We start from the raw sequence: 24343 nt of genomic DNA, 5'->3' as shown, positions 1-24343 counted from the left end.
CGGCGGGGCCGGCGACGGGTGCCAGCCTACCCCCCGGCGGCGGATTTTTCTATTCCAGATACTCAGACGTTCAGCAGCAGGAACTCGCGCTCCCACGAACTGATGACCCGGAAAAAGGTCTCGTATTCCTTGCGCTTGACCGAAATGTAGGCACGGCAGAAGCGCTCGCCCAGCAGGGCCTGCAGCTCGCTGCACTGCTCCAGCCCGTCCAGCGCTTCACCCAGCGAGCGCGGCAGGTTGTAGCCCAGCTCCTTGGCGCTGCCGGTCACCGGTGCATCCGGTGCCAGCCGCTCGCGGATACCGAGCAGGCCACAGGCCAGGGTCGCAGCCATCGCCAGGTAAGGGTTGGCGTCGGAACCGGCGAAGCGGCTCTCCACACGCATGTTCTCCGGCGTATCCAAGGGCACGCGCAGGCCGCAGGTGCGGTTGTCGAAGCCCCAGTGCACGTTGCTCGGCGAGACCTCGCCAAACACCAGCCGGCGGTAGGAATTCACGTTCGGCGCGAAGAACGCCATGGCCATCGGCACATACTTCTGCAGGCCGGCCAGGTAGTGGGCGAACAACGGGCTGAAATCTTCCCCGCCATGTTCGCCGGTGAACACGTTCTGGCCATCGCTGATCCGCAGCAGGCTCTGGTGGATGTGCATGGCACTGCCCGGCTCGTTCTCCATCGGCTTGGCCAGGAAGGTGGCATACACCCCGTGACGCATCGCCGATTCGCGCATGGTGCGCTTGAACAGGAACACCTGGTCGGCCAGGTCCATCGCGTTGGCATGGGTGAAGTTGACTTCCAGCTGCGCCGCACCGGACTCGTGGATGAGCGTATCCACGTCCAGCTTCATCGCATCACAGTAGTCGTACATCAGGTCAAGGATGGGGTCGAATTCGTTGACCGCATCGATCGAGTAGGACTGGCGGGCCGTTTCCGGCCGCCCCGAGCGACCGGCCGGCGGCAGCAGCGGGAAATCGGGATCGGTGTTCTTCTGCACCAGGAAGAACTCCAGCTCCGGCGCTACCACCGGGCGCAGGCCCAGCTCCGTGTAAGCGTCCAGCACCCGTCGCAGCACGTTGCGCGGCGCCAGCTCGTGCGGCTCGCCGGTCTTGGTGTAGCAATCGTGGATGACCTGCGCGGTCGGATCGGTGGCCCACGGCACCATGCGCACGGTATCCGGATCCGGACGCAGGATCATGTCCGAATCCGAAGGCGAGGTCAGGTCGTAGTAATCGTCCGGGAACTCGCCGGTGACGGTGGTCGCGAAAATGCCTTCCGGCAAGCGCGTCCCGTAATCATGCGAGAACTTATCGGCGGGAATGATCTTGCCGCGGGCATTGCCGGTGATATCCGGCACCAGGCATTCGACCTCGGTGATGCGCCGCTCCTTCAGCCAGCGCAGCAGACTGCTTTCCTGCGGTGCGGGGGGCGTGGCCGTCTTGCGCGGGCGCGTTCGGGAACTCATCGGGAATCCAGTCGGTTCTGTTGGTGCTGCCGGCAAGCTTGGCCGAACGCACGGAAAATAGCGTGATAGAACGGCGCCTGCATGACACGCCATTCCGGGTGCCACTGTACGCCGAGCACGAAACGATGGTGCGGACTGCGTGCAGCCTCGATCAGACCATCGTCGGCCCAGGCCTCGACCTGCAGGCCTTCGGCGAGGCGCGCAATGCCCTGCCCATGCACCGAATTGACCTGCACGCGATCGCCTCCATGCCACTGCGCCAGCCAGCCATCGGCGACCAGGGTGACCGCATGGGCCGGCCCGTACTGCACATCCACCGGCGCCTGCGGGTCTTCGCGGTGGTCGGCCAGGCCCGGCACGGCATGCACCTGCGGATGCAGGCTGCCACCGAGCACGACGTTCAGTTCCTGGAAGCCGCGGCAGATCACCAGCACCGGCATGTCCAGCGAAAGCGCTTCGTGCAGCAACGCAAACGCATTGGCATCGCGGGCCGGGTCATGCGGATTGCCGGGCCAGCTGCGGCCGCCCTCGTAGTGCTGCGGTTCGATGTTGCTGACCGCACCAGTCAACAGCAAGCCATCGAGCCCGTGCAGCCAGTCGCCAGCCGGCAACGGAGGCTGCAGGCTCGGCAGTACCACCGGTGTGACCTCGGCTGCATCGGCCAGCGCGCGCACATACTTCTCGCCGGCCACCGCGAAACGATGATGGCCGAGCACGGTGCTGTCGGTGGGCAGGCCCACCCAGGGCAGGCGGCGCATGGGAAAACTCCTTGGCGTGCCGACACGTTACCCGTCGGCCCGCGAATGCGGCAAGTCGTCGCCGTCACACCATGGCCGTCACGCATCGGCGAAACTAGTCGTGTGAACGTTGATCGTCCTCCCCCGCTCCGTCCTTCCGTACTGCGCCTGCGAGGCCGGCGGTGAGCGCCGCCTTCCCGCCCAGCTGGTATGCCGCCAGCCTGCCCGAACCACCCGCACTGCCCCCACTGCAGGGCGACGTGCAGGCCGATGTCGCGGTGCTTGGCGCCGGCTACACCGGCCTGACCGCCGCGCTGGAGCTGGCCGCGGGTGGACAGCGCGTAGTGGTGCTGGAGGCGCAGCGGATCGGCTGGGGCGCGTCCGGCCGCAACGGCGGCCAGGCACTGGTCGGCTATGGTTGCGAGGTGGACGAACTGGAGCGCCAGCTCGGCCGCGACGACGCGCGCCACCTGTTCGACTGGTCACGCGACGCGGTGCAGGCGATGCGCGCACGCATCGATCGCCATGGCATCAACTGTCATTGGGTGCAAGGCCACGCCAGCGTCGCGATCCGCGAACGCCATGAGCGCGACCTGCGGGCCAACTGCGAGCATCTGCAACGCCACTACGACTACCCCATGCAGTGGTGGGACCGTGATGCCCTGCGCGCACAACTGGACAGCCCGCGCTACCGCGCAGCGATGTTCGATCCGTTCAGCGCGCACCTGCAGCCCCTGGCCTATGCCCGCGGACTGGCCGATGCAGCGCGCGCCGCTGGCGTGGTGATCCACGAGAACTCCCCAGTGACCCGCGTGCAGCGTGGACCGCAGCCTGCCCTGCATACCGCTCAGGGCAGCGTGCGCGCTGCGCATCTGGTGGTGGCCGGCAACGCCTGGCTGCAGGGCCTGCTACCTGAGCTGGAGCGGCGGATCATGCCGGTCGGCACCTATATCGGTGCCAGCGAACCGCTGGGTGCTGAACGCGCCCGGGCGCTGATTGGCAACAATATGGCCGTGGCCGACACCGCTTGGGCACTGGATTACTTCCGTCTCAGCCACGACCACCGCCTGCTGTTTGGCGGCCGCGCCAGCTACTCGGCCCTGCCCCCACCCGGCCTGCGCGGCGTGATGCAGCGGCGCATGCACCAGGTGTTCCCGCAGCTGGCCGACGTGGCCCTGGACCAGGTCTGGGGCGGTTATGTGGACATCACCCGCAACCGCGCCCCGCACTGGGGCCGGCTGGATGGCAACCTGTACTTCGCACAGGGCTTCTCCGGCCATGGCGTGGCCTCCGCCGGGCTGGCCGGTGAGGTGATCGCCGCCGCGATTGCCGGCCAGAGTGAGCGCCTTGACGTGTTCCAGCGCCTGCGGCATGCCCCCTTCCCCGGCGGCCGGCTGCTGCGCACACCTCTGCTGGTGGCGGCGATGTCCTGGTACAAATTGCGGGATGCGCTGTGGTGAGTTGATCAGGGATCCCCCTGAATCAGCTGCCTCGGAAACTGTGAAACCCGTCGCCACGGCAATTCATGTGATGATTTTCTCACTTGCCCGGCACTGCGCTGCAGTGATTGCATAATCGAACGCGTGTCGATACCGTCGGTAAGAACCGGGTCCCGCGGCGAATGGATGCTGACAGGGAACGTACTGTGAAGGGGTAGTGCGATTGAATTGGTGGAATGAAGGCCTGCAGCTGAAGTTGCGCATCCATCCGGCAGGACTTGCCTTGGCTGTGCTGTATGCCATTGCCTGTTGGGCCACCCGCCAGTTGTCCCTTGATCAGTTCTATCTGCCCGCTGGTGTACGCGTGGCTGCGGTACTGCTCTGCCCTCCTCGGCTTTGGCCCTATCTCCTGCTGGGCGAGTACGCCTATTTCGCACAGATGCGAGTGCCGATGATCGATCGGTACGGGCTGACATGGGTCATTCTCGGCTCGGTGTTCCAGATGCCGGTTGTAATGACGATCGTCTATCTCCATCGCAATGTAATCTCGGCAGTAAAGAACGCTTGGCTCATCTCGATTGCTGCCTTCGCTGCAGTTTCCGTCACACTGATCAACCTGCTTCTGGCGAACTCCCTCTGGCCAACACCCCCCGCTTTTCCGCTGTTGACCGGAATCGTCCGCCTGGTAGTAGGTGACTTCATCGGCATACTCACGTTTGCGCCGCTTGTGCTGCTGTGGTCGCGAGGCAAGGCTGAAGTGCAGGTCCGGAAACGGGATATCGCACAGATGGCAGGAGCGCTTGCGCTGATGGTCGTGTTCGGCCTTTGGGCTGCGGACGTACCTGCTGATGCAGTGACGACAAAAGTGTCCCTGCAACTCCTCATGGCGCTTCCCGCCGTTCTTCTCACATGCGTGTATGGGTGGCGGGGCGCCGCCATCGGCGTGCCGACCCTGAACATGATTATCGGTCTGACAACACCCTCGTCTCACCCTGAGTCATTCGATCCTGCATCGTTCGCGACCCAGCAGATCATGGCCGTCACGGGCGCAGCACTGCTCATACTGGGCTCCCGGATCACTCACTACTATCACCGTTATCGACTGCGGGAGGTCGGCGAGAAAAATGCCATCAGACTTGCTCGGAGCTCCCATGTCGCCAGTGAGCTGGATCTTCGCGAACGCGCGTTTCATCTGCGGAAGCTTGGGGATGGCATAGATCATGCGCTTGACGAGGTGATCAACTGGCTTACTGCACAAGGCCATCATGCGATTGCGGAGAGCCTTGTACATGTGGCGTCGATTCATTCGCGCCAGTTCCGCGAGCAGACAAGCATGATTTATCCGACCGCCCTGGAGCAGCTCGGCCTTTATGTTGCCCTCCGAGCAGGTGGCGTTCGCGAAGCATGGGAAAAAACGGCTCGCGTCGCCAATCCGTCGTTGCTTGGCGACCCCTGTCAACTCAGTGTCGGAATGCAGCTTGCTGCCTACCGCACTGTGATAGATGCGGTGTCACTGCTGATCCAGGGTGAAACGGGACAGATCCACGTGCGGGCGCGTTGCGGACGGACGGGTTCGCATCGTGGAATCCTGATAGCGGTGTCACTGCTGGATCAACATCAACGCCTTTCGGACACAACCGTCGCCGCCGCGATGGAACGACTGGCCGGCAAGACGCTTGCCTACGGCGGCACACTGAAATGCAACCGAAATCGCATCGTGCTGGCAATGAAGGAAACGGGTACAGCCGCTCCTCTGGATGCTTTTTCATCAGATGCCCGGAACAGCCTTTCGGGACTCGAAGCGGGCCCCTCACGCGCTCAGGCTTGAACGACAAGGTCTACTGACTTCTGTTCCGATAGCAGGCATTTACCCCCCCCTGAGCGTGGTCGCGGAAACGTGCAAGCGGTTTTGATCGCTCGCACGCCTCAAGCCCTCCGGTCCGGGCGCTACGGTGTTTCGACAGACCAGATGTCGCCATCCGCGGTGGCATACCGCACCAGTACCACGTCCTGCGCACGATACACCTCGGAACGCTTTGCAGTGGATGGGACAGTGAGTCGCTGACCGGGAAGCGAAACAAGTGCTGCGGACTTGCCGGCAGGCAATGCAAAGTACGCACCAGCGGCATTGCCGATGATCAGCTTTACCTGCCCGGTCAGATCGTTGACCTGTAGGTAGACCATGCCATCGCGTTGGAAGGCATACACCTGCCAAGCGGGATCGGCGCTGATGTCTGCGGCGGCAGGGCTGGTCTCACCAAGGCCTGCCTTCGAAACTGCGGCACTTGCCAAGGGACTGCCGTGGTAGTCCCCCCCCCCTTTATCACCCGCGAATACCGGAGCTGCGGCGAACAATGTTGCCCCGGTCACAACACCAACAAATATGGATCGCACAATGACCTCCTGGTCGGAATGAGAGCAAACAACCTCGAGACGATAGTAGCGTCTTCCCGCCACAACAAAGTGATTGGCGGATAATCCGGACGATTTAGTTTCATTCGTGCACCCCTGCCCCCTTCCCCCTGCCCGCACCATGTCATCTGCAGAAGAAGGACGGTGCTGATTGCGCCTGCGACGATCTATTGGATAGTGTCCAGTAGCCGGCCAGCGGTGGCTGGGCGGGAGCAAAGGAGTCTTGTTTTTGGACAGATTCAAGAAGGCAATTGAACTGAGCTTCCGGATCCGTCCGGTCGGTCTTGTGCTGGCCGCCGCCTATGCGGCCAGCTGCCTCATATCGCGTCAGTTCTCGCTCGATCAGTTCTTCCTGCCCGCAGGCATCCGGGCAGCGGCACTGCTGATCGTCCCGCCCCGCTTGTGGCCTTACCTGTTGCTGGGCGAATACATCTACTTCGCGACGCTGCGCATCCCCATGATTGATGCCTACGGCTTGGCGTGGGTCATCCTGGCGTCAACACTGTTGATGCCGATGGCGATGCTGGTGGTCCACCTTCACCTCAGGAGAATGCCGTCCGAGGCCGTCACCGGTCTCTGGCTGCTGTCGTTATCGATCTGCACGGCACTGTTCGTCCCGGGTCTAAACCTGAGCATTTCATATATCCTCTGGTCGAACCCTCCGCCGAGCAACCTGCTGGACGCGGTCGACCGAACGATCTTTGGTCACTTCGCGGCCATCATCACCGTGCTCCCACTGGCCTTCCTTTGGGCGCAGCGGCACGCGGATCCCAGTTGGAGCACCCGCTTTGTAGCGCCTACAGCTGCGGCGATCCTGGCGATGCTGATACTGGGGTTGGGCATGCAGTTGACAGCCGGCAGTGCCCATACCACCCGCACACACCTTGTCCTGCTGGCCGCGCTGCCCGCCATCGCCCTGACCTTCATGCATGGGTGGCGTGGCGCTGCCATCGCGATTCCGCTATTGAATCTCCCGCTTCACGGCGCTACGCCCAGCACTGGCCTGCCGTCTTCTTTCGACCTCGGCACGTTCGCAACCCAGCAGAACATGGCAGTCATGAGCATCGCACTGCTCGCGCTGGGATCCAGCATCAGCTATCACCATCAGCGTGCACGGTCCCGCGGCCTGGCAGAGAAAACCACGTTGCGCCTGGCACGCAGTTCACACCAGACCAGCGAACGTGAACTTCGCGAGCGCGCTGCCCACCTCAAGCACCTGGGCGAAGGCATGGATAATTCGCTCGGCGAGATGATCAGCTGGCTGAGGTCCCAGGGCCACCACGCGGTAGCCAACAGCCTGCAACACGCTACTTCCGTGCACTCGCGCCTGTTTCGTGAACAGGCCAGTCTGGTCTACCCTACGGGACTGGAGCAGGTGGGGCTCTATGTCGCCCTTCAGGGCGGCGGCGCTTACGAAATATGGAGCAACACCCACCGCGTCACGCAGCCCCGGCTGACAGGCAATCCCTCCGCGCTGAATGTGGATCTGCAACTGGCGATCTACCGCACATTGATCGAAGCAGTTTCGCTGCTGCTGGAACTGGAAGCGGGGCAGGTCTACGTGCGAGCGCGATGCGGCAGTGTTGGCAACCGCCGTGGCATCGTAGCGGTCATCGCCCTGCTTGACCGCGGATGTGCGTTGTCGCCGCAGACAACCCACCAGGCCTTCGAACGTCTGGCCGGCAGGATGCTGGCCTACGGCGGCGCGGTGCATTGTCGTGGCAACCGACTGCGTCTCGTGTTGCACGAACCGACCACGACGCCTCAATCCACGATCCCACAGCCGGCCCAACCGCGCCCCCTGCCCGGCTAAAGTTACGCCCGAAACCGCCGCTATCCGTGCCGAGCCCTCCTTCGTGAGCCACCGCATCATGCCCGTCCTGCCGCAGGCCGCCGTCGATGGCGACCTGGCCGATCCGTTGCCACAGCGGATCCTGCTGGTCGAAAACTCCCGTGCCTTTACCGGCATGCTGCGCGAAGCCATCGAGCAACGCCTGGAACTGCCGGTGGTGATCGCCTCCACCCTGGCCGAGGCAGACCGCCTGCTCAGCGAAGGGGGCGGCTGGTTCCTTGTGCTGACCGGGCTGGTGTTGGCCGATGGCGACCGCGACACGGTGGTCGAGTTCTTCCTCAAGCGTGACCTGCCCACCGTGGTGGTCAGCGGCGTGTATGACGAGGACCTGCGCAAGCGCGTGCTGCAGCAGCAGATCATCGACTACGTGCTGAAGAACACCCCCGGCAGCATCGACTACCTGGTGTGGCTGGTACAGCGGCTGGAACGCAACCGCCGCATCGCCGCGCTGGTGGTGGACGATTCGCCCTCCGCGCGTGGCTATGCCGCGGCCCTGCTGCGCATGTACGGCCATGAGGTGCATGAAGCCGCCGACGGCAACGAGGGCCTGGCCGCGATCGAGGCGCATCCGGCAATCCGCCTGGCGGTGGTCGACCAGGAAATGCCCGGCATGCAGGGCGTGGAATTCACCCGCCGCCTGCGCACCCTGCGCTCGCGCGACAAGGTGGCGGTGATCGGCATCTCCGGCAACACCGACGCCTCGCTGATCCCGCGCTTCCTGAAGAACGGTGCCAATGACTTCCTGCGCAAGCCATTCTCGCGCGAAGAGTTCTTCTGCCGCGTCTCGCAGAACGTGGACCAGCTGGAACTGATCGGCACCCTGCAGGATCTGGCCACCCGCGACTTCCTTACCGGCCTGCCCAACCGCCGCTGCTTCCTGGAACAAAGCCAGCGCCAGTTGCCGCAGCTGCAGCTGCATGGCCAGTGCGTGGCGGTGGCGATGATCGACATCGATCATTTCAAGCACATCAACGACACCCACGGCCACGAGGCCGGCGATGATGCGCTGCGCGCGGTGGCCGGTGCGGTGGCCTCGCATGCACGCAGCCAGGACCTGATCGCACGCTTCGGTGGCGAGGAGTTCTGCCTGCTGGTGCCGGACATGGAACAGGACGAGGCACTGCAGTACTTCGAGGAACTGCGTCAGCGCATTGCCGCACTGGAAGTGGACATCGGCACCGCCACCCTGCGCATGACGGTCAGCATCGGCCTGTGCTGCCTGCGCCCGCAGCGTGATGCACTGCACCGGCTGATCTCCGAGGCCGACCGCCAGCTGTACCTGGCCAAGGCCGGTGGCCGCAACCGGGTCACCTGCACCACGGTGGCCAGCCAGCTGCGCCCGCGCGAGCCCGCCCTGCCCTGACCGGCCTGCTTTGATCCAGATCAACGCCGCCCAGGCGCGGCGGCCCTACAGTCGGCCCCGACATACGCATGAAGGGGAGCCGGGGATGGCACTACTGGTCTGGCAGGACGATCTGAACATCGGCATCGATGTGATCGACCAACAACACCGCCGCATCATCGAGATGCTCAACCACCTGCACGTGGCACAGACCAGCATGCAGCGTGCGGCGGTGGGTGAAGTGATCGACGAGGTGGTGGACTACACCATGTCGCACTTCGCATTCGAAGAAGAACTGATGGAGGAAGCGGGCTATCCGTTCTGTGCCGCGCACAAGCGCGTGCATGAGGTCTTCATCAAGCGGGTATCGGAATACCGCATGCGCTTCCAGGCCGGCGAAGACATCAGTGACGAGCTGCGCACCATGCTCTCGCGCTGGCTGTTCAATCACATCCGCGGCGATGACCAGGCCTATGCCGAACAGGTCAAGGCGCACCTGAACCAGTTCGCCCGCGAACACCAGGGCGGCGGTTGGCTGGGGCGCACGCTCAAGCGCTTCTTTGGTTGAGCCGCAGGGCGCGCCGGTGCAGTGCCACCAGCGCGCACAGGGTCGCCACCGCGGTCAGGCACAGGTAGTAGCCCACCGCGACCAGGCCGAAGCGTTCGGCCAGCCAGGTGGCCAGGTAGGGCGCCGGTGCCGCACCAAGGATGCCGGCCAGGTTGAACGACAACGAGGCACCGGTGTAGCGCACTTCCACAGGGTAGATCTCGGCCAGGAAGGTGCCGCAGGGGCCGTAGGTCAGGCCCATCAGGAACAGGCCCAGGCACAGGAAACCGGTGACCAGCCACGGGCTGTGCGGCTGGAACAGCGGCGCGAACAGTACGCCGAAACCGATGATCAGCAGACTGGCGACGATCATCGTGCGGCGCGTGCCCCAGCGGTCGCCATAGCGTGCCGACAGCGGAATGCCCAGCGCGAAGAACAGCATGCCGGCCATCTGCATCAGCAGGAACTGCTCACGGCTGTAGCCCAGCACCGCCGTGCCATGGCCAAGGCTGAACACCGTCATCAGGTAGAACAGCACGAAGGTGGCGAACGCACCCAGTGTGCCCAGCAGCATTGGCACGGCGTGGTCGCGCAGGACGATCCACATCGGCAGGCGCACCGGCGCCTTGCGCTCCAGCGCCTGCTTGAAATCGGGCGTCTCGTGGATGTTCAGGCGCACCCACAGGCCGAGGCCGACCAGCAACGCGCTGGCCACGAACGGAATGCGCCAGCCCCATTGCAGGAAGTCGTCCTGGCTCAGGCAGCGGCCCAGCACCAGGAAGATACCGGCTGACAGCAGGAAGCCCAGCGGTGCGCCCAGCTGCGGGAACATGCCGTACCAGGCGCGCTTGCCCGGTGGTGCGTTCTCGGTGGCCAGCAGCACCGCCCCACCCCACTCGCCGCCCAGCCCCAGGCCCTGGCCGAAACGGCACAGCGCCAGCAGTGCCGGCGCCCACAGCCCAATCTGCGCATGGGTCGGCAACAGGCCGATCAGCACCGTGGACACGCCCATGGTCAGCAACGCGGCCACCAGCGTGGCCTTGCGGCCGATGCGGTCGCCGAAGTGGCCGAACACCGCCGAGCCCACTGGGCGCGCGATGAACGCGACCGCGAAGGTCGCCAGTGATTGCAGCAGCGCCGCCTGATCACTGCTGTCCGGGAAGAACAGGTGCGGAAACACCAGCACCGCGGCGGTGGCGTAGATGTAGAAATCGAAGAATTCGATGGTGGTGCCGATCAGGCTGGCCAGCAGGACACGGCGGGGGGAATTCACGGGCGGTGCGGCAGCGGTGATCGTCGACATCGGCAACACGGGTAACGGCGGATCGCCCGATTCTGCCACGGGCCGGTGGCCGCACGGGGCGATGGTTTCAGCCGACACCGATGCCAACGGAATTTTTCGGGCCGCCCGCTAGGCTGCGCCACCGGTCCCTGCATGGATGCTTTGCCGATGACTGCAGTCGCACTGTCGTGGTCCGATTCGCCGAAGCTGCCGCGCATGGCGGCATGGCTGGTGGTGCTGCTGGTGCATGGGTTGATGGCAGTGTGGCTGCTGGGCAGTGGCAGGATGACGCTGCGCAGCGACGAAGGCGCCAGGATGACGTTGTACTGGCTGCCACCGAAGCAGCCCGTGCCTGCGCAGCAACCGCACCCGGCGCAGCCCACCGCAGAGGCAGCGCGCCCGGCCGCATCGACAGCGCCACGCCCGCCCCCGGCGGCACCTAACGATGCCAGCACACCCGCGTTCGAGGAATCGCCTGCAATGGCGCCACTGATGCTGGACCTGCCTGCGGGCAGCATCAATGGCGGCGACGGCATCAGCGCAGCGGGCGTGGCGCCGCGCCTGATCGGTCGGCGCGGGGTCCATCCCGCGTTCGCGCCGCGCCGCAATTACTTCCGGATCCGTCGGCAGATGACCCCCGAGCAGATCGTGCATGGCGTGGCACAGCTGCTGGGTTTGTGGCCACCGGGGTACATCGTCGACCCGTGCGAGCTGGGCAAGCAGGACATGGACTATTTCCAGAACGCCGTCGAAGAAGCCGACCGCGACGTGCTGCGTGCGGCAGTGCTGCAGGTGAGCGCCCGCTGCCGGTAGCTCGGCAGCTGTATGCTTTATGTAGAGCCGAGCAGCCGCGTCGTTACAACTGGATCCAGGTAGCCTTGATCTCGCTGTACTTGTCGAACGCATGCAGAGACTTGTCACGGCCGTTGCCGGACTGCTTGTAGCCGCCGAAAGGTGCGGTCATGTCCCCGCCGTCCCAGCCATTCACCCATACACTACCGGCGCGCAGCTGGCGCGCGACCCGATGGGCGCGACCCAGGTCACGCGTCCACAGTCCGGCGGCCAGGCCGTAGCGGCTGTCATTGGCCACGCGCACCGCTTCGGCCTCGTCCTCGAAACCGAGCACGGCCAACACCGGCCCGAACACTTCCTCGCGTGCCAATGCCTGCTCCGGCCGCACCTGGTCGAACACGGTGGGCTGCACGTAGCAACCACCCGCCTCGACCTCGGCACGATGGCCTCCCAGCAACAGCCGGGCACCCTCGCCTTCGGCCCGCGCGATGTCGGCCAGCACCTTGTCCACGTGCGCGGCATCGACCAGCGCGCCCATCGGTGCATCGGGCTCCAGTGGATGACGCGGCTGCATGTGCTGGCCATAAGCGATCACCTGGTGCACGAAATCCTCGCGGATCGAGCGTTGCACCAACAGCCGCGAACCGGCGGTACAGACTTCGCCCTGGTTGAAGAAGATGCCCTGCGCCACGCCCTTCGCCGCTGCATCGAGGTCGGGCGCGTCGGCGAACACCAAGTGCGGGCTCTTGCCGCCGCATTCCAGCCAGACCCGCTTGAGATTGGACCGGCCTGAGTACTCCAGCAGCTTGGCGCCAGTGGCAGTGGAGCCGGTGAACGCCAGCACGTCCACGTCCATGTGCAGGGCCAGCGGTTCGCCGACGCGCGCACCCTGGCCCGGCAGCACGTTCAGCACACCCTCGGGCAGGCCCGCTTCGGCGGCCAGCGCCGCCAGCCGCAGCGCACTCAGCGGCGACCGCTCGGAAGGCTTGAGCACGACCGAGTTGCCCATCGCCAGTGCCGGCGCGATCTTCCAGCAGGCCATCAGCAGCGGGAAATTCCACGGCACGATGGCGGCCACCACGCCGGCAGCCTCGCGCGTGACCAGGCCCAGCTCGTGCGGGCCGGTGGGCGCGATTTCGCCATACAGCTTGTCCACGGCTTCGGCGGTCCAGGTCAGGCAGCGCACCACGCCGGGCAAGTCGATACGGCGGGCGTCACGCACCGGCTTGCCCATGTCCAGGGTTTCCAGCAGGGCCAGTTCATCGGCGTGCGTTTCCACCAATGCCGCCAGCGCCAGCAGCACACGCTTGCGATGCGCCGGGCTCGCCTGCGACCAGTGGCCCACATCGAAGCTGCGCCGCGCGGCGAGTACCGCGCGTTCGACATCCTGCGCGTCGCAGTCGGCGACCGCGCCCAGCACGCGACCGTCGATCGGGCTGATGCAGTCGAAGCGGGCGCCGCTGGCGGCATCGACATAGCGGCCGTCGATGAAGGCCTGGCCCGGCATCGACAGCTGGAGGACCAGCGCCTGCCAATGGCTGCGGTCGGGGAAATCGGCCATGGGAAGCTCCAACATTCAACGAGCCTTGGTTATACCGGGGCCGCCGCGACTCCGCCGTGACGCAGCTGCGCTACATTCATCGCATCGGACCCGATGGAGCTGGCATGAAGCGTCCCGAAAGCGACCTGCACGACCTGGCCACCCAGCGCCCCGAGTCACTGGACGCGTACTGGATGCCGTTCACCGCCAACCGCCAGTACAAGGCCGCACCGCGCATGCTGGTACGGGCCGAAGGCATGCACTACGAGGACGTCGACGGCCGCCAGGTCCTCGACGGCACCGCCGGCCTGTGGTGCTGCAATGCCGGCCACGCGCGGCCGCACATCGTCAACGCCATCGTCGAGCAGGCGCGTACCCTGGATTACTCGCCCGCGTTCCAGATGGGGTCGCCGCCGGCATTCGCGCTGGCACAGCGGCTGGCGGCATTGGCGCCGCCTCCGCTCAACCATGTGTTCTTCACCAGTTCCGGCTCCGAGGCGGTGGATACCGCGATGAAGATCGTGCTGGCCTACCACCGCCAGCGCGGCGAGGGCCAGCGCACCCGTTTCATCAGCCGCGAGAAGGCTTACCACGGGGTGGGCTTCGGCGGCATGGCGCTGGGTGGGCTGCCCAACAACCGCAAAGCGTTCGGCCTGCAGCTGGGTGGTGTGGACTACCTGCGGCACACCCTGGACCTGCCGCGCAATGCGTTCAGCAAGGGCCTGCCGCGCCAGGGCGCGGAGCTGGCCGACGACCTGGAACGGCTGATCGCCCTGCACGATGCCTCGACCATCGCGGCGGTGTTCGTTGAACCCATCGCCGGATCTGCCGGGGTGATCCTGCCCGCGCCGGGCTACCTGCAGCGCCTGCGCGAGCTCTGCGACCACCACGGCATCCTGCTGGTGTTCGACGAGGTCATCACCGGTTTCGGCCGGGTCGGCATGCCCTTCGCCGCGCAGCGCTTCGGGGTCACTCCGGACCTGCTGACCTTCGCCAAGGCGGTCAGCAACGGCGCGGTGCCACTGGGCGGCGTGCTGGTCAGCGATGCCGTGCATGCGGCCCTGATGCAGGCGCCGCCGCAGGCCATCGAGCTGTTCCATGGCTACACCAACTCTGGCCATCCACTGGCCTGCGCGGCGGCGCTGGCCACGCTGGACGTCTACGCGGAAGAACGCCTGTTCGAGCGTGCCATCGAGCTGGGCGAGTACTGGCAGGAGCGGCTGCATGCCCTGCAGGGCCTGCCCAACGTGATCGATATCCGCAACTTCGGGCTGGTCGGTGCGGTCGAACTGGCGCCGCGCCGGGATGCGCCGGGCAGCCGCGGCTACGAGGTGTTCCGGCGCTGCTTCCACGACGGCCGGCTGCTGGTGCGCTGTACCGGCGACATCATTGCGCTGTCGCCGCCGCTGATCGTGGACAAGGCGCAGATCGACCAGATCACCGGCACCCTGGGCGAGATGATCCGGGCCACCGCCTGAGCCCGGGCCGGCGGCGTCGAGCGGGTACAATGGTCGGTTCCGCTCCTGCTCGTTGCCGTGCCCATGGATATCGTCGTCAAAGAAGAACTCAAGGCCTACATCGACCCGCTGACCGCGGACGAACATGACGCGCTGGAGCGCAGCATCCTGGCCGAGGGCTGCCGCGATGCGCTGGTGCTGTGGGGTGATGTGCTGGTCGATGGCCACAACCGTTTCGGCATCTGCCAGAAGCATGGCCTGCCCTTCAATACCGTGCAGAACACCCGCTTCCAGAGCATGGAAGACGTGCACCTGTGGATGATCGAGCAGCACCTGGGCCGCCGGAGCGTGTCCGACTTCCAGCGCGGCGTGCTGGCGCTGCGCAAGCGCGACATCCTGGCCGCCCGCAAGCACGTCGAGCAGGCCCAGCTGCAGCGCGAGAGCGACGGCACCGCCGAGGCGGTCGAGGAGACCGGTGAGGACAGCCCGCCGTGGGAACCGGCGCCGAAGATCAGCCGTGCCGAGTTGGCGCGCGAGGCCAAGCTGAGCACCAGCCAGGTCGGCATGATCGAACGCATCCACGCCCAGGCCGCGGCCGAGGTAGTGGAAGCGGTGAAGGCCGGCGTGATCTCGATCAGCGCCGCCGCTGCCGTGGCGGACCTGCCCGAAGACGAACAGCGCGCCGCTGCCGCTGGTGGCAAGGACGAGCTGAAGCAGGCCGCCAAGCGCGTGCGCGAGTCCAAGCGCAAGCCGCGCGCACCGAAGCCGGAAGCAGCCGAGATGGACTTCGAGGAAGCGGACGAGGAGCAGATCACCAGCCGCGACGCCGAGGTGCTGTCGGCACTGGAGCAGCTTGGCGAGGATGCCCCGGCGCTGCGCCGCCGCGTGGTCGCGCTGACCCGCGAGAACGACACCCTCCGCGCGCAGCTGGCCGCGCTGCGCAAGCAGCTCGAAGCGCTCTGAAGCAACGGGTAGTGCCCGCCGCTGGCCGGCAACCCCATGAACGTACCGGGTGCGTTGCGGATGCCGGCCAGCGGCCGGCACTACCAGATGCTCATGCCGTGCCGGTTAGACTTCCGCCATGACGCCTGCCAACGATCCGCGCCGCGCACAGCTGCGGCGCCTGAAAGCCCTCGCGCTGGGCCTGCTGCTGTTGATGCTGGCCGGTTTCGCGGTCAGCCACTGGCAGGGCGAGCGCGGCATCTGGGCGTGGGTTTCGGCCTTCTGCGAAGCAGCAGCCGTAGGCGCACTGGCCGACTGGTTCGCGGTCGTTGCCCTGTTCCGGCGGCCGATGGGCCTGCCGATCCCGCATACGGCAATCATCCCGCGCAGCAAGGAACGCATCGGCGACAGCCTCGCCCTGTTCGTGCGCGACCAGTTCCTGGAGCCGCAGGTGCTGCTGGCCAAGCTGCAGGTGTTCGATCCGGCCAGCCGCCTCGGCAGTTGGCTGGCCGATCCGGCGCGCTCGCGGATGCTGGCCGACATGGCCCGCGGCTGGGCGCTGCAGGCGCTGGACTTCTTCGACGAAGCCGCCGTGCGCCGGCAGCTCCATGCGTTCGTGGTGCAGCAGCTGCGGCAGTGGAATGCCGCCTCAACCGCCGGTGAGCTGCTGGCCCTGCTGACCGCCGATGGCCGCCACCAGCGCGTGCTGGACGAGGGCCTGCAGCGCCTGGGCCGCTGGCTGGAGCAGCCGGAAGTGAAGGAGCGCGCCTCGCAGCTGATCGTGCGCTACATCCAGCGCGAATGGCCGACATTGTCGAGCACGGTGAACTGGGTCAAGCCGATCGACGAGATCGGCGACAGCCTGGCCGAGCGACTGGCGCGTGCGGTGCTGGAAGAACTGCAGCAGGTGCTGGCCGAGCCGCAGCATCCGTTGCGCCAGGACTACGAGAGCTGGCTGCAGAACTACGTGCAGCGCCTGCGCGAGGACCCGGCCCTGGCCGAACGCGTCGAACAGCTCAAGCAGGAAATGATCGATCACCCGGCCCTGCAGGACTACGTGCAGGGTCTGTGGGCGCGCATCCACGCCAGCCTGCGCAGCGACCTGCAGCGCGAAGACTCGGCGCTGGTCGGCCACCTGCAGCGCAGCCTCGCCTCGCTGGGCAGCAGCCTGCAGGCCGACCCGGCCCTGCGCGAGGCGCTCAACCAGCATCTGCTGGAGGGCGCACAGCGCCTCACCGGCCGCCTGCGCGAAGGCGTGACCGCGCACATCGCGCAGACCGTGAAGAGCTGGGACGAGCGGCATCTGGTCGAACAGCTGGAACTGAGCGTGGGCCGCGACCTGCAGTTCATCCGCTTCAACGGCACCCTGGTGGGCGGCCTGATCGGCCTGCTGCTGCACGCAGCGACGGTGGTGTTCAGGTTCTAGGCGCCCGTGCGGTAGTCGATCCCCGCCCTGCGCAAAGGCCGGAATTCATCACGCTTGATTAACGAAATGCGAATGCCTATCATTTGCCGATCGGTTGTACGCTTAGCCAAGCGGGGCACGGAAGCACGCACCCACCCGCCCCTTCGCCCGTGTACATCCCCCGACTACCGGGTCGCCCGCACTACACGGGTGGCGCACCGTCGATGGGACTCGCTGGGCGACGTGCGCGGAGCGCACGGCTGCTGCGTCTGCGCATTCCATCGCTTGTTTCGTCCTGCATGGAATCGCACCGATGGCAATGCCGCTGAACCACCCTCGTCCCACTCTGCTGGCCCTGGCCGTGACCGCACTGATGATCGCCCCGCTGGCCCACGCCGACGGCACTGCCGATCCTTCCGCGCGCACGCTGGATACCGTGAAGGTGACCGCCGATGGCGAGATTCCCAACAGCTATACGGTGAAGGGTGCGCGCAGTGCGACCAAGCTCGACCTGTCACTGCGCGAGACGCCGCAGTCGGTGACGGTCATCACCCGCCAGCGCCTGGATGACATGGGCCTGTTCTCGTTGTCGGACGTGATGGGCCAGGTCACCGGCGTCAGCGTATCGGTCACCGACAGCGAGCGCATCAACTATGTCTCGCGTGGCTACACCATCGAAAACTTCCAGGTCGATGGCATGCTCAATACGTTCGGTGGCTCGGTCAAGACCAACACCGACAACGTCATCTACGAGCGTATCGAAGTGATCCGCGGTGCCACCGGCCTGACCACCGGCGCCGGCGATCCATCCGGCACCATCAGCATGATCCGCAAGCGACCGACCGACACCTTCCAGATGGGTGCCAACCTGACCCTCGGCCGCTGGAGCAACCGGCGCCTGGAAGCCGACCTCGGCGGCCCCGTCGCCTGGGACGGCCGCATTCGTGCACGCATCGTGGCCGCCAAGCAGCAGAGTGATTCGTTCCGCGATGTCTACGCACTGGACAAGGACGTCTTCTACGGCATTGTCCAGGCCGACCTGAGCGACAGCACACTGTTCGAAGTGGGCTATGAACACCAGTCACCCCGCACCACCGGCGTGACCTGGGGTGTAGTGCCCTATTGGGGGGAAGACGGAACGCCGGCCAAACTGCCGCGCTCGACCAACCTGTCCGCATCGTGGAGCAGCTGGCCGATCGTGGAGAAAACCACCTTCGCGCGGCTGGAACAGCAACTGGGCAACGGCTGGTCGGTGAAGGGCAACGTCAGCCATGCGGTGCGCGATACCGACGGCAGCGTCTGGTACGGTGCGGCCGGCAATCCGCGCGCGGACGGCACCGGCATAACGGCGTACATCTCGCACTTCAACCAGCACAGCACGATGGACGTGTTCGACGTCAACGTGGACGGGCCGTTCAAGCTGTTCGGTCGCGAGCATGAGCTTGTGTTCGGCCTGGGCCAATCGGTTCGCAAGGGCGAATCGGAAGCAATGGATTTCAACTACGACACGGCCTATGCGAAGGTGCCTGACTGGCGGCACTGGACCGGCAACGTCCCGGTACTGCCGGTCACCCGTCTCGGCCACTTGTCATCACAGGATGAGCTGCGCCAGCGCGCCGCCTATCTCGCCGCGCGCCTGCGACTTGCCGATCCGCTGCTGGCCGTAGTCGGCGCACGCTACGGCAGCTGGGAAACCCGTAAGTGGGACTATTCCTACGACGCCACCGGCAACCGCACTGGCACCAGGCGCGGCGGCTACAAGCCCGACGATACGCTCACCCCATATGCCGGCCTGATCTACGACTTCAACTCGATTTTCAGCGCCTACGTCAGCTACACCGATATCTTCAAGCCGCAGAGCAACCGCGACCGCAACGGCAACTACCTGGAGCCGATAGTCGGCAACATGTACGAAGCTGGCGTCAAAGCCGAGTTCTTCGGCGGCCTGCTCAATGCCTCCGCCGCCGTATTCGAGGGCAAGCAGGACAACGTCGCCGAGGAGGATGATTCGGTACCGGTCAACTCGCTGCCCGGCGGTGAGCAGGCCTACCGCTCCACCGGCAAGGGCAACAAGGTCAAGGGCTGGGAAATCGAAACCCAGGGCAGTATCGGCGAGCAGTGGAACGTCTCGGCAGGCTTCGCCCACACCGTCATCCGCAACAAGGATGGCGTGCTGCAGCGGACCACGACCCCGCAGGATACCTTCCGCCTCAACACCAGCTGGCGCCCCGGTGGCATCGATGGCCGCTTCTGGCTGGGTGGCGGTGTGACCTGGCAGAGCCGCATCTGGAACACCAGCACCAAGGCGGATCGCAGCAAGGCCAACATCACCCAGGACGCCTTCTATCTGCTGAACCTGGCCGGCGGCTATCGCTTCAGCGAGAACTTCAGCGCGCAGTTGAACATCAACAACCTGCTGGACAAGAAGTACTTCAACAACGTCGGTTTCTACAACGGCGTGTACTGGGGCGAGCCACGCAATGTCACCGTGACACTGCGCTGGAAGCTCTGACCCTCGATGGATGGCACCGGTTCTGCGACCGGTGCCCGGCCACGGATGGCCAACCCCGACGCGCTGCGGTGCGCCGGTTCCTTTTCACTGAAACCTGCAGGAATGCCGTGGACCGCTCGCCCGCAACCGCCAGCCCCCGCACCTTCTTCTCCAGCCCGCGCTGGGGCGTGCTGTCACGCTCGCTGGCGGCGATCTTCGGCGGCTACGCGCTGGCCGCGGTGACCAGCGTGTTCTGCGCGGTGGTCCTGCCCGGCGCACGTGGCCAGACCGTGCTGACCGGCATGCTGCTGGCCATTCTGGTGGCCGCCTGTGCGGCGCTGTGGGCGTTCGCCACCCGCAGCGCGCTGCGTGCGTGGGTCGGCATCCTCGCCCCCACCCTGCTGATGGCAGCCATCGCGCGCATGCTGGGGGCCTGGGCATGAAGAATGGATTCCGCCAGTCGATGGCCTGGCTGCACACCTGGACCGGCCTGCTGGTCGGCTGGTTGCTCCTGCTGATCTTCATGGCCGGCACGGCCAGTTACTACCGCGAGGAAATCAGCCGCTGGATGCGTCCTGAGCTGCCCTCCAGCAACGTCAGCATCGACGTCGCCGCGCAGCGTGCCGTGGATTACCTGCAGGCCAATGCCGCGCAGGCCGAGAACTGGTTCGTAACGTTGCCGCAGCCGCGCAACCCCGCCATGCAGATGTTCTGGCGGCTGCCGCCGGAGCTGGCCGACCCCAGCCGTGGCCGTCGCGGTGGCTTCGGCGACGCAACACTGGACCCGAACACCGGGCAGGCACTGAAGGCCCGCGAGACCCGAGGCGGTGATTTCTTCTACCGCCTGCATTTCGACCTGCACTACATCCCGGTGCTGTGGGCGCGCTACCTGGTCGGCTTCTGCGCGATGTTCATGCTGGTGGCAATCATCACCGGCGTCATCACCCACAAGAAAATCTTCAAGGACTTCTTCACCTTCCGCAAGGACAAGGGCCTGCGGTCCTGGCTCGATTTCCACAACGTCAGCGCGGTGATGGCCCTGCCCTACCACGCGATGATCACCTACACCGGCATCGTCACCCTGATGATCATGTACCTGCCGTGGGGGGTGAAAGTCGCCTACCCACAGGACGAGGACAAGTTCTTCAGCGAAGCCTTCGGCGGCATGCCGGAGGTGACTGCACCTGCCGAAGGCCACGCCACGCCGCTGCCGATCGCGCAGCTGCTGGACAGCGCGCGTGCACACTGGCACGGCGTGGAAGTGGCCGGTTTCACTGTGTCCAATCCGGGCGCCGCCAATGCGGTGATCGACATCCGCCAGCGTGACGGCAAGCGCCTGTCCACCGACACCCCGGCCGTGCGCTACGACATGGTCAACGGCACGCTGCTGGAAGAGACGCCGCCGTCCGGCGGCGCCACCGCTACCCGTGGTGTGCTGTACGGCCTGCATCTGGCGCGCTTCGCCGACTGGGGCCTGCGTGCGCTGTTCTTCCTGTCCGGCCTGGTCGGCTGCCTGATGGTCGCCAGCGGCGTGGTGCTGTGGGCGGTGAAGGAACGACCCAAGCACGCCAAGAGTGGCCGCATCGGCTTCGGCCTGCGCCTGGTCGACGCGTTGAACATCGGCACCGTCGCCGGCCTGCCGATCGCGTTCGCCGCGTACTTCTGGGGCAATCGCCTGCTGCCGCTGGACATCGCCGAACGCTCCACTGCCGAGGCCAACACGTTCTTCTATGCCTGGGGTGCGGCATTGCTGGCCGCCTTCATCTGGCCCAAGCGGATGATGTGGGCATGGCAGCTGTACCTGGGCGCGGCCGCGTTCGCGCTGGTGCCGGTGGTCAATGCACTGACCACGCATGCGCACCTGGGCAACACCCTGCGCAACGGCGACTGGGTGCTGGCCGGCTTTGACCTGTCGATGATCGCCTTCGGTGCGATGCTGGCGTTGTGCGGTTGGCGCATGCAGCGCTGGACGCCGCCGCTGTCTGCGGCCGAGAAGAAGAAGCGTGCCGCGGCGGCGGCGGCCAAGGCCCCGGTGGACGCTGCGGAAACCGCCGAAGCGGAGGCCAGTGCATGATGCTGCTCACATTGACCCTGTCGTTCTCTGCGTTCACCGCGTTGTCGCTGGCGATGGAGAAACACCAGCATGACCTGCATGGCAAGGCCGCGGCCGCGCCGGCACGTCGCACGCAATGGCGGGTGCTGGGTTGGGTGCTACTGACGGTAGCGTTTGCACTGTGCGTGGTCGACCACGGCTGGGCAATGGGCCCGGTACTGTGGCTGGGGGTGATGACCGTGGGCGGCGTGGTGTTGTCGTTCGGGTTGTATCCGTACCGGCCGAAGTGGATCGCACCACTGGCCCTGGCACTGCCCGTGATCGGGCTGCTGGTGGCGTTGGTGTAGCAGAGCCCCCGGGGCCGGATCCCTTGCGCGCAGCGCAGGGGATCCGACCCCGGGCGTCGGCTTACCCCAACCGCTTCAGTTCCCACGCGCGGTGGATGCGCGCGTTGCGCTCGAAATCCGGGCCGATGGTGCGCGCGGTGATCTCGCGGCACTGGGCGAATTCGGCGATGGCGTTCTCTTCCAGCTTGAAGCGGCGGAAGTTGTTGGAGAAATACAGCACGCCACCCGGCGCCAGTCGCGCCACTGCTGCGCGCAGCAGTTTCAGCTGCTCGCGCTGCACGTCGAAGTCGTCGGCACGCGCGGAGTTGGAGAACGTCGGCGGGTCACAGAAGATCACGTCGTACTGCCCGCGGTCACCTTCCAGCCATGCCATCGCATCGGCCTGCACCAACAGGTGCTGGTTGCCGCCCTGCCCGTTCAACGCCAGGTTGTCGTAGCACCACTGCAGGTAAGTCGCCGACAGATCGACGCTGGTGGTGCTGGCCGCGCCGGCCACGGCGGCCTGCACGCTGGCCACGCCGGTGTAGCAGAACAGGTTGAGGAAACGCTTGCCACGCGCCTGCTCGGCCATCATTCGGCGCAGCGGGCGATGATCGAGGAACAGGCCGGTATCAAGGTAGTCGAACAGGTTCACCTGCAGCAGCGCATTGTTCTCGCGCACCACGATGAATTCATCACGCTGTTCGAAACGGCCGTACTTGCTGCCGCCCTTGCCGCGCTCGCGCGACTTCATCGACACCTGCTCCGGCGGCACGCCGAACACTTCCCGTGCAGCGGCCAGCAGTTCGTTGCGGCGACGACGCACGTCGTTCTCTGGAATCGCGGCCGGCGCGGCATATTCCTGCACGTGCAGGAAGGTGCGGCGCTGACCACCGTCTTCTTCGTAGACATCGATGGCCGCCGCATATTCGGGCAGGTCGGCATCGTAGGCACGGAAGCAGGTGATGTCCTCTCGGGCGCGCCAGCTCTTGAACTTCTTCAGGTTCTTGCGCAGGCGGTTGGCCACCATCTGCGCGCCTTCGCTCAGCTCACGCGGCTGAGCCGGGTCGCGTCCGGGCACGGCGATCGGGTCGCAGATGATCAGCGCGCATTCCAGCGCACCGTTGAACATCTGGTACTTCTTGCCCGCACGCAGGCCAGTGGCGAAGGCCAGCTCGTCGTTGCCGCACAGCAGGCTCGCACGCCACTGCGGCACCGCCTTCTGCAGCGCGTTGCCCAGCGCACGGTACAACGCCGGATCGGCGGCCAGGCGCTCGTCGTACGGCGGATTGCAGACTACCGCGCCAATTTCCTGCTCCGGCGCAGCCAGGTCGGCTACGTCTGCGCGAGTGAAACGGATGGCGTGGGCGACGCCGGCAACTTCAGCGTTCTCGCGCGCCGCCTGGATCGCGGTCGGGTCGATGTCGCTACCGTGGATGACCGGCTTCAGCGCGGCCAGGCCAGCTGCTTCGCGGTCACGTGCCTCGCTCTGGATGGTCTTCCAGGCGGCCTTGTCGAAGCCCAGCCAGCGGCTCGGCGGCAGGCTGCCGTGGCGCATCAGGCCGGGCGCAACGTCGGCGGCCATCAGCGCACCTTCGATCAGCAGCGTGCCGCTGCCGCACATCGGGTCCAGCAGGCCACCACCGGCGGCGTGCAGGCGCGGCCACTGCGCACGCAGCAGCAGCGCGGCAGCCAGGTTTTCCTTCAGCGGCGCTTCGTGGGCGGCACCTCGCCAGCCACGGCGGTGCAGCGAGCCGCCGCCGAGGTCGATCGACAGCGAGGCACGGCCCTTGCGCAGTGACAGGTTCACGCGCACGTCCGGCAGGTCGGTGTTGACCGAAGGGCGCTCGAGGCCTTCGTCACGCATGCGGTCGACAATGGCGTCCTTGATCCGCTGCGCAGCGAAGCGCGCATGGGTGATCTTGTCGCCGGACACGTGCGCATCCACCGCCAGGGTCATTTCCGGCTTGATGTGCTCGTGCCACGGCAGGGCGCGCACACCGTCGTACAGGGCCTGCTCGTCCGGGCACTCGAACGCGTCGATCGGCCACAGCACACGACTGGCCAGGCGCGACCACATCACGATCCGCAGCGCCTGCTCCAGTTCGCCCTCGGCGTTGACGCCGGCAATGGTAGCAGTGGCCTTTTCCAGGCCCAGGGCCGACAGCTCATCGGCAAGCAGGTATTCCAGGCCCTTGGCGCAGGAGACAAAAAATTTCACGGGATCGGTTCACAGGTGGTCAGGCACGGCAGGAAGCCGGGCCATTCA

At 65.9% G+C, this 24343-nt stretch carries 19 protein-coding genes; 13 read left to right on the top strand and 6 right to left on the bottom strand.

Annotated elements, in window-relative coordinates:
* Positions 1 to 62: 62 nt before the first annotated feature.
* Complete coding sequence (locus ACZK2G_RS07355; RefSeq protein WP_046984963.1) at positions 63 to 1457, bottom strand: glutamine synthetase family protein; 1395 nt, start codon at positions 1455 to 1457, stop codon at positions 63 to 65.
* Positions 1454 to 2215: a gamma-glutamyl-gamma-aminobutyrate hydrolase family protein gene (locus ACZK2G_RS07350; protein WP_478475079.1), complete on the bottom strand. Its 762-nt coding sequence runs from the start codon at positions 2213 to 2215 to the stop codon at positions 1454 to 1456. Before ACZK2G_RS07350 ends, ACZK2G_RS07355 begins: the two co-directional genes overlap by 4 nt.
* Positions 2216 to 2376: 161 nt before the next feature.
* Between ACZK2G_RS07350 and ACZK2G_RS07345 the strand changes: the two genes are divergently transcribed.
* Positions 2377 to 3654 (top strand): NAD(P)/FAD-dependent oxidoreductase, encoded by a 1278-nt coding sequence (locus ACZK2G_RS07345; protein WP_317233344.1) that lies wholly within the window; start codon positions 2377 to 2379, stop codon positions 3652 to 3654.
* Between the two features lie 202 nt (positions 3655 to 3856).
* Positions 3857 to 5461, top strand: a complete 1605-nt coding sequence (locus tag ACZK2G_RS07340) for an MASE1 domain-containing protein (protein ID WP_211195199.1) — start codon at positions 3857 to 3859, stop codon at positions 5459 to 5461.
* 119 nt (positions 5462 to 5580) lie between these two features.
* Here ACZK2G_RS07340 and ACZK2G_RS07335 read toward each other — a convergent pair whose 3' ends face one another.
* On the bottom strand, positions 5581 to 5925 hold the full coding sequence (locus tag ACZK2G_RS07335) for a hypothetical protein (RefSeq protein WP_136640137.1): 345 nt from the start codon (positions 5923 to 5925) through the stop codon (positions 5581 to 5583).
* A gap of 349 nt (positions 5926 to 6274) precedes the next feature.
* On the opposite strand from ACZK2G_RS07335, the gene ACZK2G_RS07330 reads away from it, so the two are divergent.
* From ACZK2G_RS07330 to ACZK2G_RS07320, 3 genes are all read left to right on the top strand, one after another.
* Positions 6275 to 7858, top strand: coding sequence for an MASE1 domain-containing protein (locus ACZK2G_RS07330; RefSeq protein WP_478475076.1), 1584 nt, complete (start codon positions 6275 to 6277; stop codon positions 7856 to 7858).
* A gap of 58 nt (positions 7859 to 7916) precedes the next feature.
* Complete coding sequence (locus ACZK2G_RS07325; protein WP_295379791.1) at positions 7917 to 9260, top strand: diguanylate cyclase; 1344 nt, start codon at positions 7917 to 7919, stop codon at positions 9258 to 9260.
* Positions 9261 to 9345: 85 nt separating this feature from the next.
* Positions 9346 to 9807, top strand: coding sequence for a bacteriohemerythrin (locus ACZK2G_RS07320; protein WP_065722369.1), 462 nt, complete (start codon positions 9346 to 9348; stop codon positions 9805 to 9807).
* Here the strand turns inward: ACZK2G_RS07320 and ACZK2G_RS07315 are convergent.
* Positions 9788 to 11089 (bottom strand): MFS transporter, encoded by a 1302-nt coding sequence (locus tag ACZK2G_RS07315; protein ID WP_478475074.1) that lies wholly within the window; start codon positions 11087 to 11089, stop codon positions 9788 to 9790. The genes ACZK2G_RS07320 and ACZK2G_RS07315 overlap by 20 nt on opposite strands.
* Before the next feature lie 147 nt (positions 11090 to 11236).
* On the opposite strand from ACZK2G_RS07315, the gene ACZK2G_RS07310 reads away from it, so the two are divergent.
* Entirely contained in the window at positions 11237 to 11881 is a 645-nt protein-coding gene (locus ACZK2G_RS07310; RefSeq protein WP_295379796.1) for a hypothetical protein, read from the top strand.
* A gap of 43 nt (positions 11882 to 11924) precedes the next feature.
* On the opposite strand, the gene ACZK2G_RS07305 is transcribed toward ACZK2G_RS07310, so the two are convergent.
* A complete protein-coding gene (locus ACZK2G_RS07305; protein WP_478475071.1) occupies positions 11925 to 13421 on the bottom strand; it encodes an aldehyde dehydrogenase in 1497 nt (498 codons plus the stop codon).
* Positions 13422 to 13525: 104 nt separating this feature from the next.
* Here ACZK2G_RS07305 and aptA point away from each other — a divergent pair, with 104 nt between their 5' ends.
* From aptA to ACZK2G_RS07270, 7 genes are all read left to right on the top strand, one after another.
* Positions 13526 to 14878 (top strand): omega-aminotransferase AptA, encoded by a 1353-nt coding sequence (gene aptA / locus ACZK2G_RS07300; RefSeq protein ID WP_136638793.1) that lies wholly within the window; start codon positions 13526 to 13528, stop codon positions 14876 to 14878.
* Between the two features lie 63 nt (positions 14879 to 14941).
* Positions 14942 to 15820 (top strand): ParB N-terminal domain-containing protein, encoded by an 879-nt coding sequence (locus ACZK2G_RS07295; RefSeq protein ID WP_478475069.1) that lies wholly within the window; start codon positions 14942 to 14944, stop codon positions 15818 to 15820.
* Positions 15821 to 15938: 118 nt separating this feature from the next.
* A complete protein-coding gene (locus ACZK2G_RS07290; protein WP_136638794.1) occupies positions 15939 to 17225 on the top strand; it encodes a DUF445 domain-containing protein in 1287 nt (428 codons plus the stop codon).
* A 292-nt stretch (positions 17226 to 17517) separates the two neighbouring features.
* Complete coding sequence (locus tag ACZK2G_RS07285; protein ID WP_478475066.1) at positions 17518 to 19716, top strand: TonB-dependent siderophore receptor; 2199 nt, start codon at positions 17518 to 17520, stop codon at positions 19714 to 19716.
* Between the two features lie 107 nt (positions 19717 to 19823).
* A complete protein-coding gene (locus ACZK2G_RS07280; protein ID WP_295381634.1) occupies positions 19824 to 20138 on the top strand; it encodes a DUF3649 domain-containing protein in 315 nt (104 codons plus the stop codon).
* Positions 20135 to 21769 (top strand): PepSY-associated TM helix domain-containing protein, encoded by a 1635-nt coding sequence (locus ACZK2G_RS07275; protein ID WP_478475064.1) that lies wholly within the window; start codon positions 20135 to 20137, stop codon positions 21767 to 21769. The genes ACZK2G_RS07280 and ACZK2G_RS07275 overlap by 4 nt, the downstream gene beginning before the upstream one ends.
* Entirely contained in the window at positions 21766 to 22095 is a 330-nt protein-coding gene (locus ACZK2G_RS07270) for a DUF3325 domain-containing protein (protein ID WP_046984949.1), read from the top strand. Before ACZK2G_RS07275 ends, ACZK2G_RS07270 begins: the two co-directional genes overlap by 4 nt.
* 61 nt (positions 22096 to 22156) lie before the next feature.
* On the opposite strand, the gene rlmKL is transcribed toward ACZK2G_RS07270, so the two are convergent.
* Positions 22157 to 24295 carry a bifunctional 23S rRNA (guanine(2069)-N(7))-methyltransferase RlmK/23S rRNA (guanine(2445)-N(2))-methyltransferase RlmL gene (rlmKL, locus tag ACZK2G_RS07265; protein ID WP_046984948.1) on the bottom strand — a complete coding sequence of 713 codons (2139 nt, stop codon included), beginning with the start codon at positions 24293 to 24295 and terminating at the stop codon, positions 22157 to 22159.
* Between the last annotated feature and the right edge of the window lie 48 nt (positions 24296 to 24343).

It is taken from the genome of Stenotrophomonas sp. 107298_Sma, from assembly GCF_056480345.1.
This window is presented reverse-complemented; position numbering and strand designations above follow the sequence as displayed.

Coding starts and splice junctions, on each gene's coding strand:
- ACZK2G_RS07350 (WP_478475079.1), bottom strand. CDS start 2,215: ATGCGCCGCCTGCCCTGGGTGGGCCTGCCCACCGACAGCACCGTGCTC.
- ACZK2G_RS07270 (WP_046984949.1), top strand. CDS start 21,766: ATGATGCTGCTCACATTGACCCTGTCGTTCTCTGCGTTCACCGCGTTG.
- ACZK2G_RS07275 (WP_478475064.1), top strand. CDS start 20,135: ATGAAGAATGGATTCCGCCAGTCGATGGCCTGGCTGCACACCTGGACC.
- ACZK2G_RS07290 (WP_136638794.1), top strand. CDS start 15,939: ATGACGCCTGCCAACGATCCGCGCCGCGCACAGCTGCGGCGCCTGAAA.
- aptA (WP_136638793.1), top strand. CDS start 13,526: ATGAAGCGTCCCGAAAGCGACCTGCACGACCTGGCCACCCAGCGCCCC.
- ACZK2G_RS07320 (WP_065722369.1), top strand. CDS start 9,346: ATGGCACTACTGGTCTGGCAGGACGATCTGAACATCGGCATCGATGTG.
- ACZK2G_RS07355 (WP_046984963.1), bottom strand. CDS start 1,457: ATGAGTTCCCGAACGCGCCCGCGCAAGACGGCCACGCCCCCCGCACCG.
- ACZK2G_RS07310 (WP_295379796.1), top strand. CDS start 11,237: ATGACTGCAGTCGCACTGTCGTGGTCCGATTCGCCGAAGCTGCCGCGC.
- ACZK2G_RS07315 (WP_478475074.1), bottom strand. CDS start 11,089: ATGTCGACGATCACCGCTGCCGCACCGCCCGTGAATTCCCCCCGCCGT.
- ACZK2G_RS07295 (WP_478475069.1), top strand. CDS start 14,942: ATGGATATCGTCGTCAAAGAAGAACTCAAGGCCTACATCGACCCGCTG.
- ACZK2G_RS07325 (WP_295379791.1), top strand. CDS start 7,917: ATGCCCGTCCTGCCGCAGGCCGCCGTCGATGGCGACCTGGCCGATCCG.
- ACZK2G_RS07285 (WP_478475066.1), top strand. CDS start 17,518: ATGGCAATGCCGCTGAACCACCCTCGTCCCACTCTGCTGGCCCTGGCC.
- ACZK2G_RS07305 (WP_478475071.1), bottom strand. CDS start 13,421: ATGGCCGATTTCCCCGACCGCAGCCATTGGCAGGCGCTGGTCCTCCAG.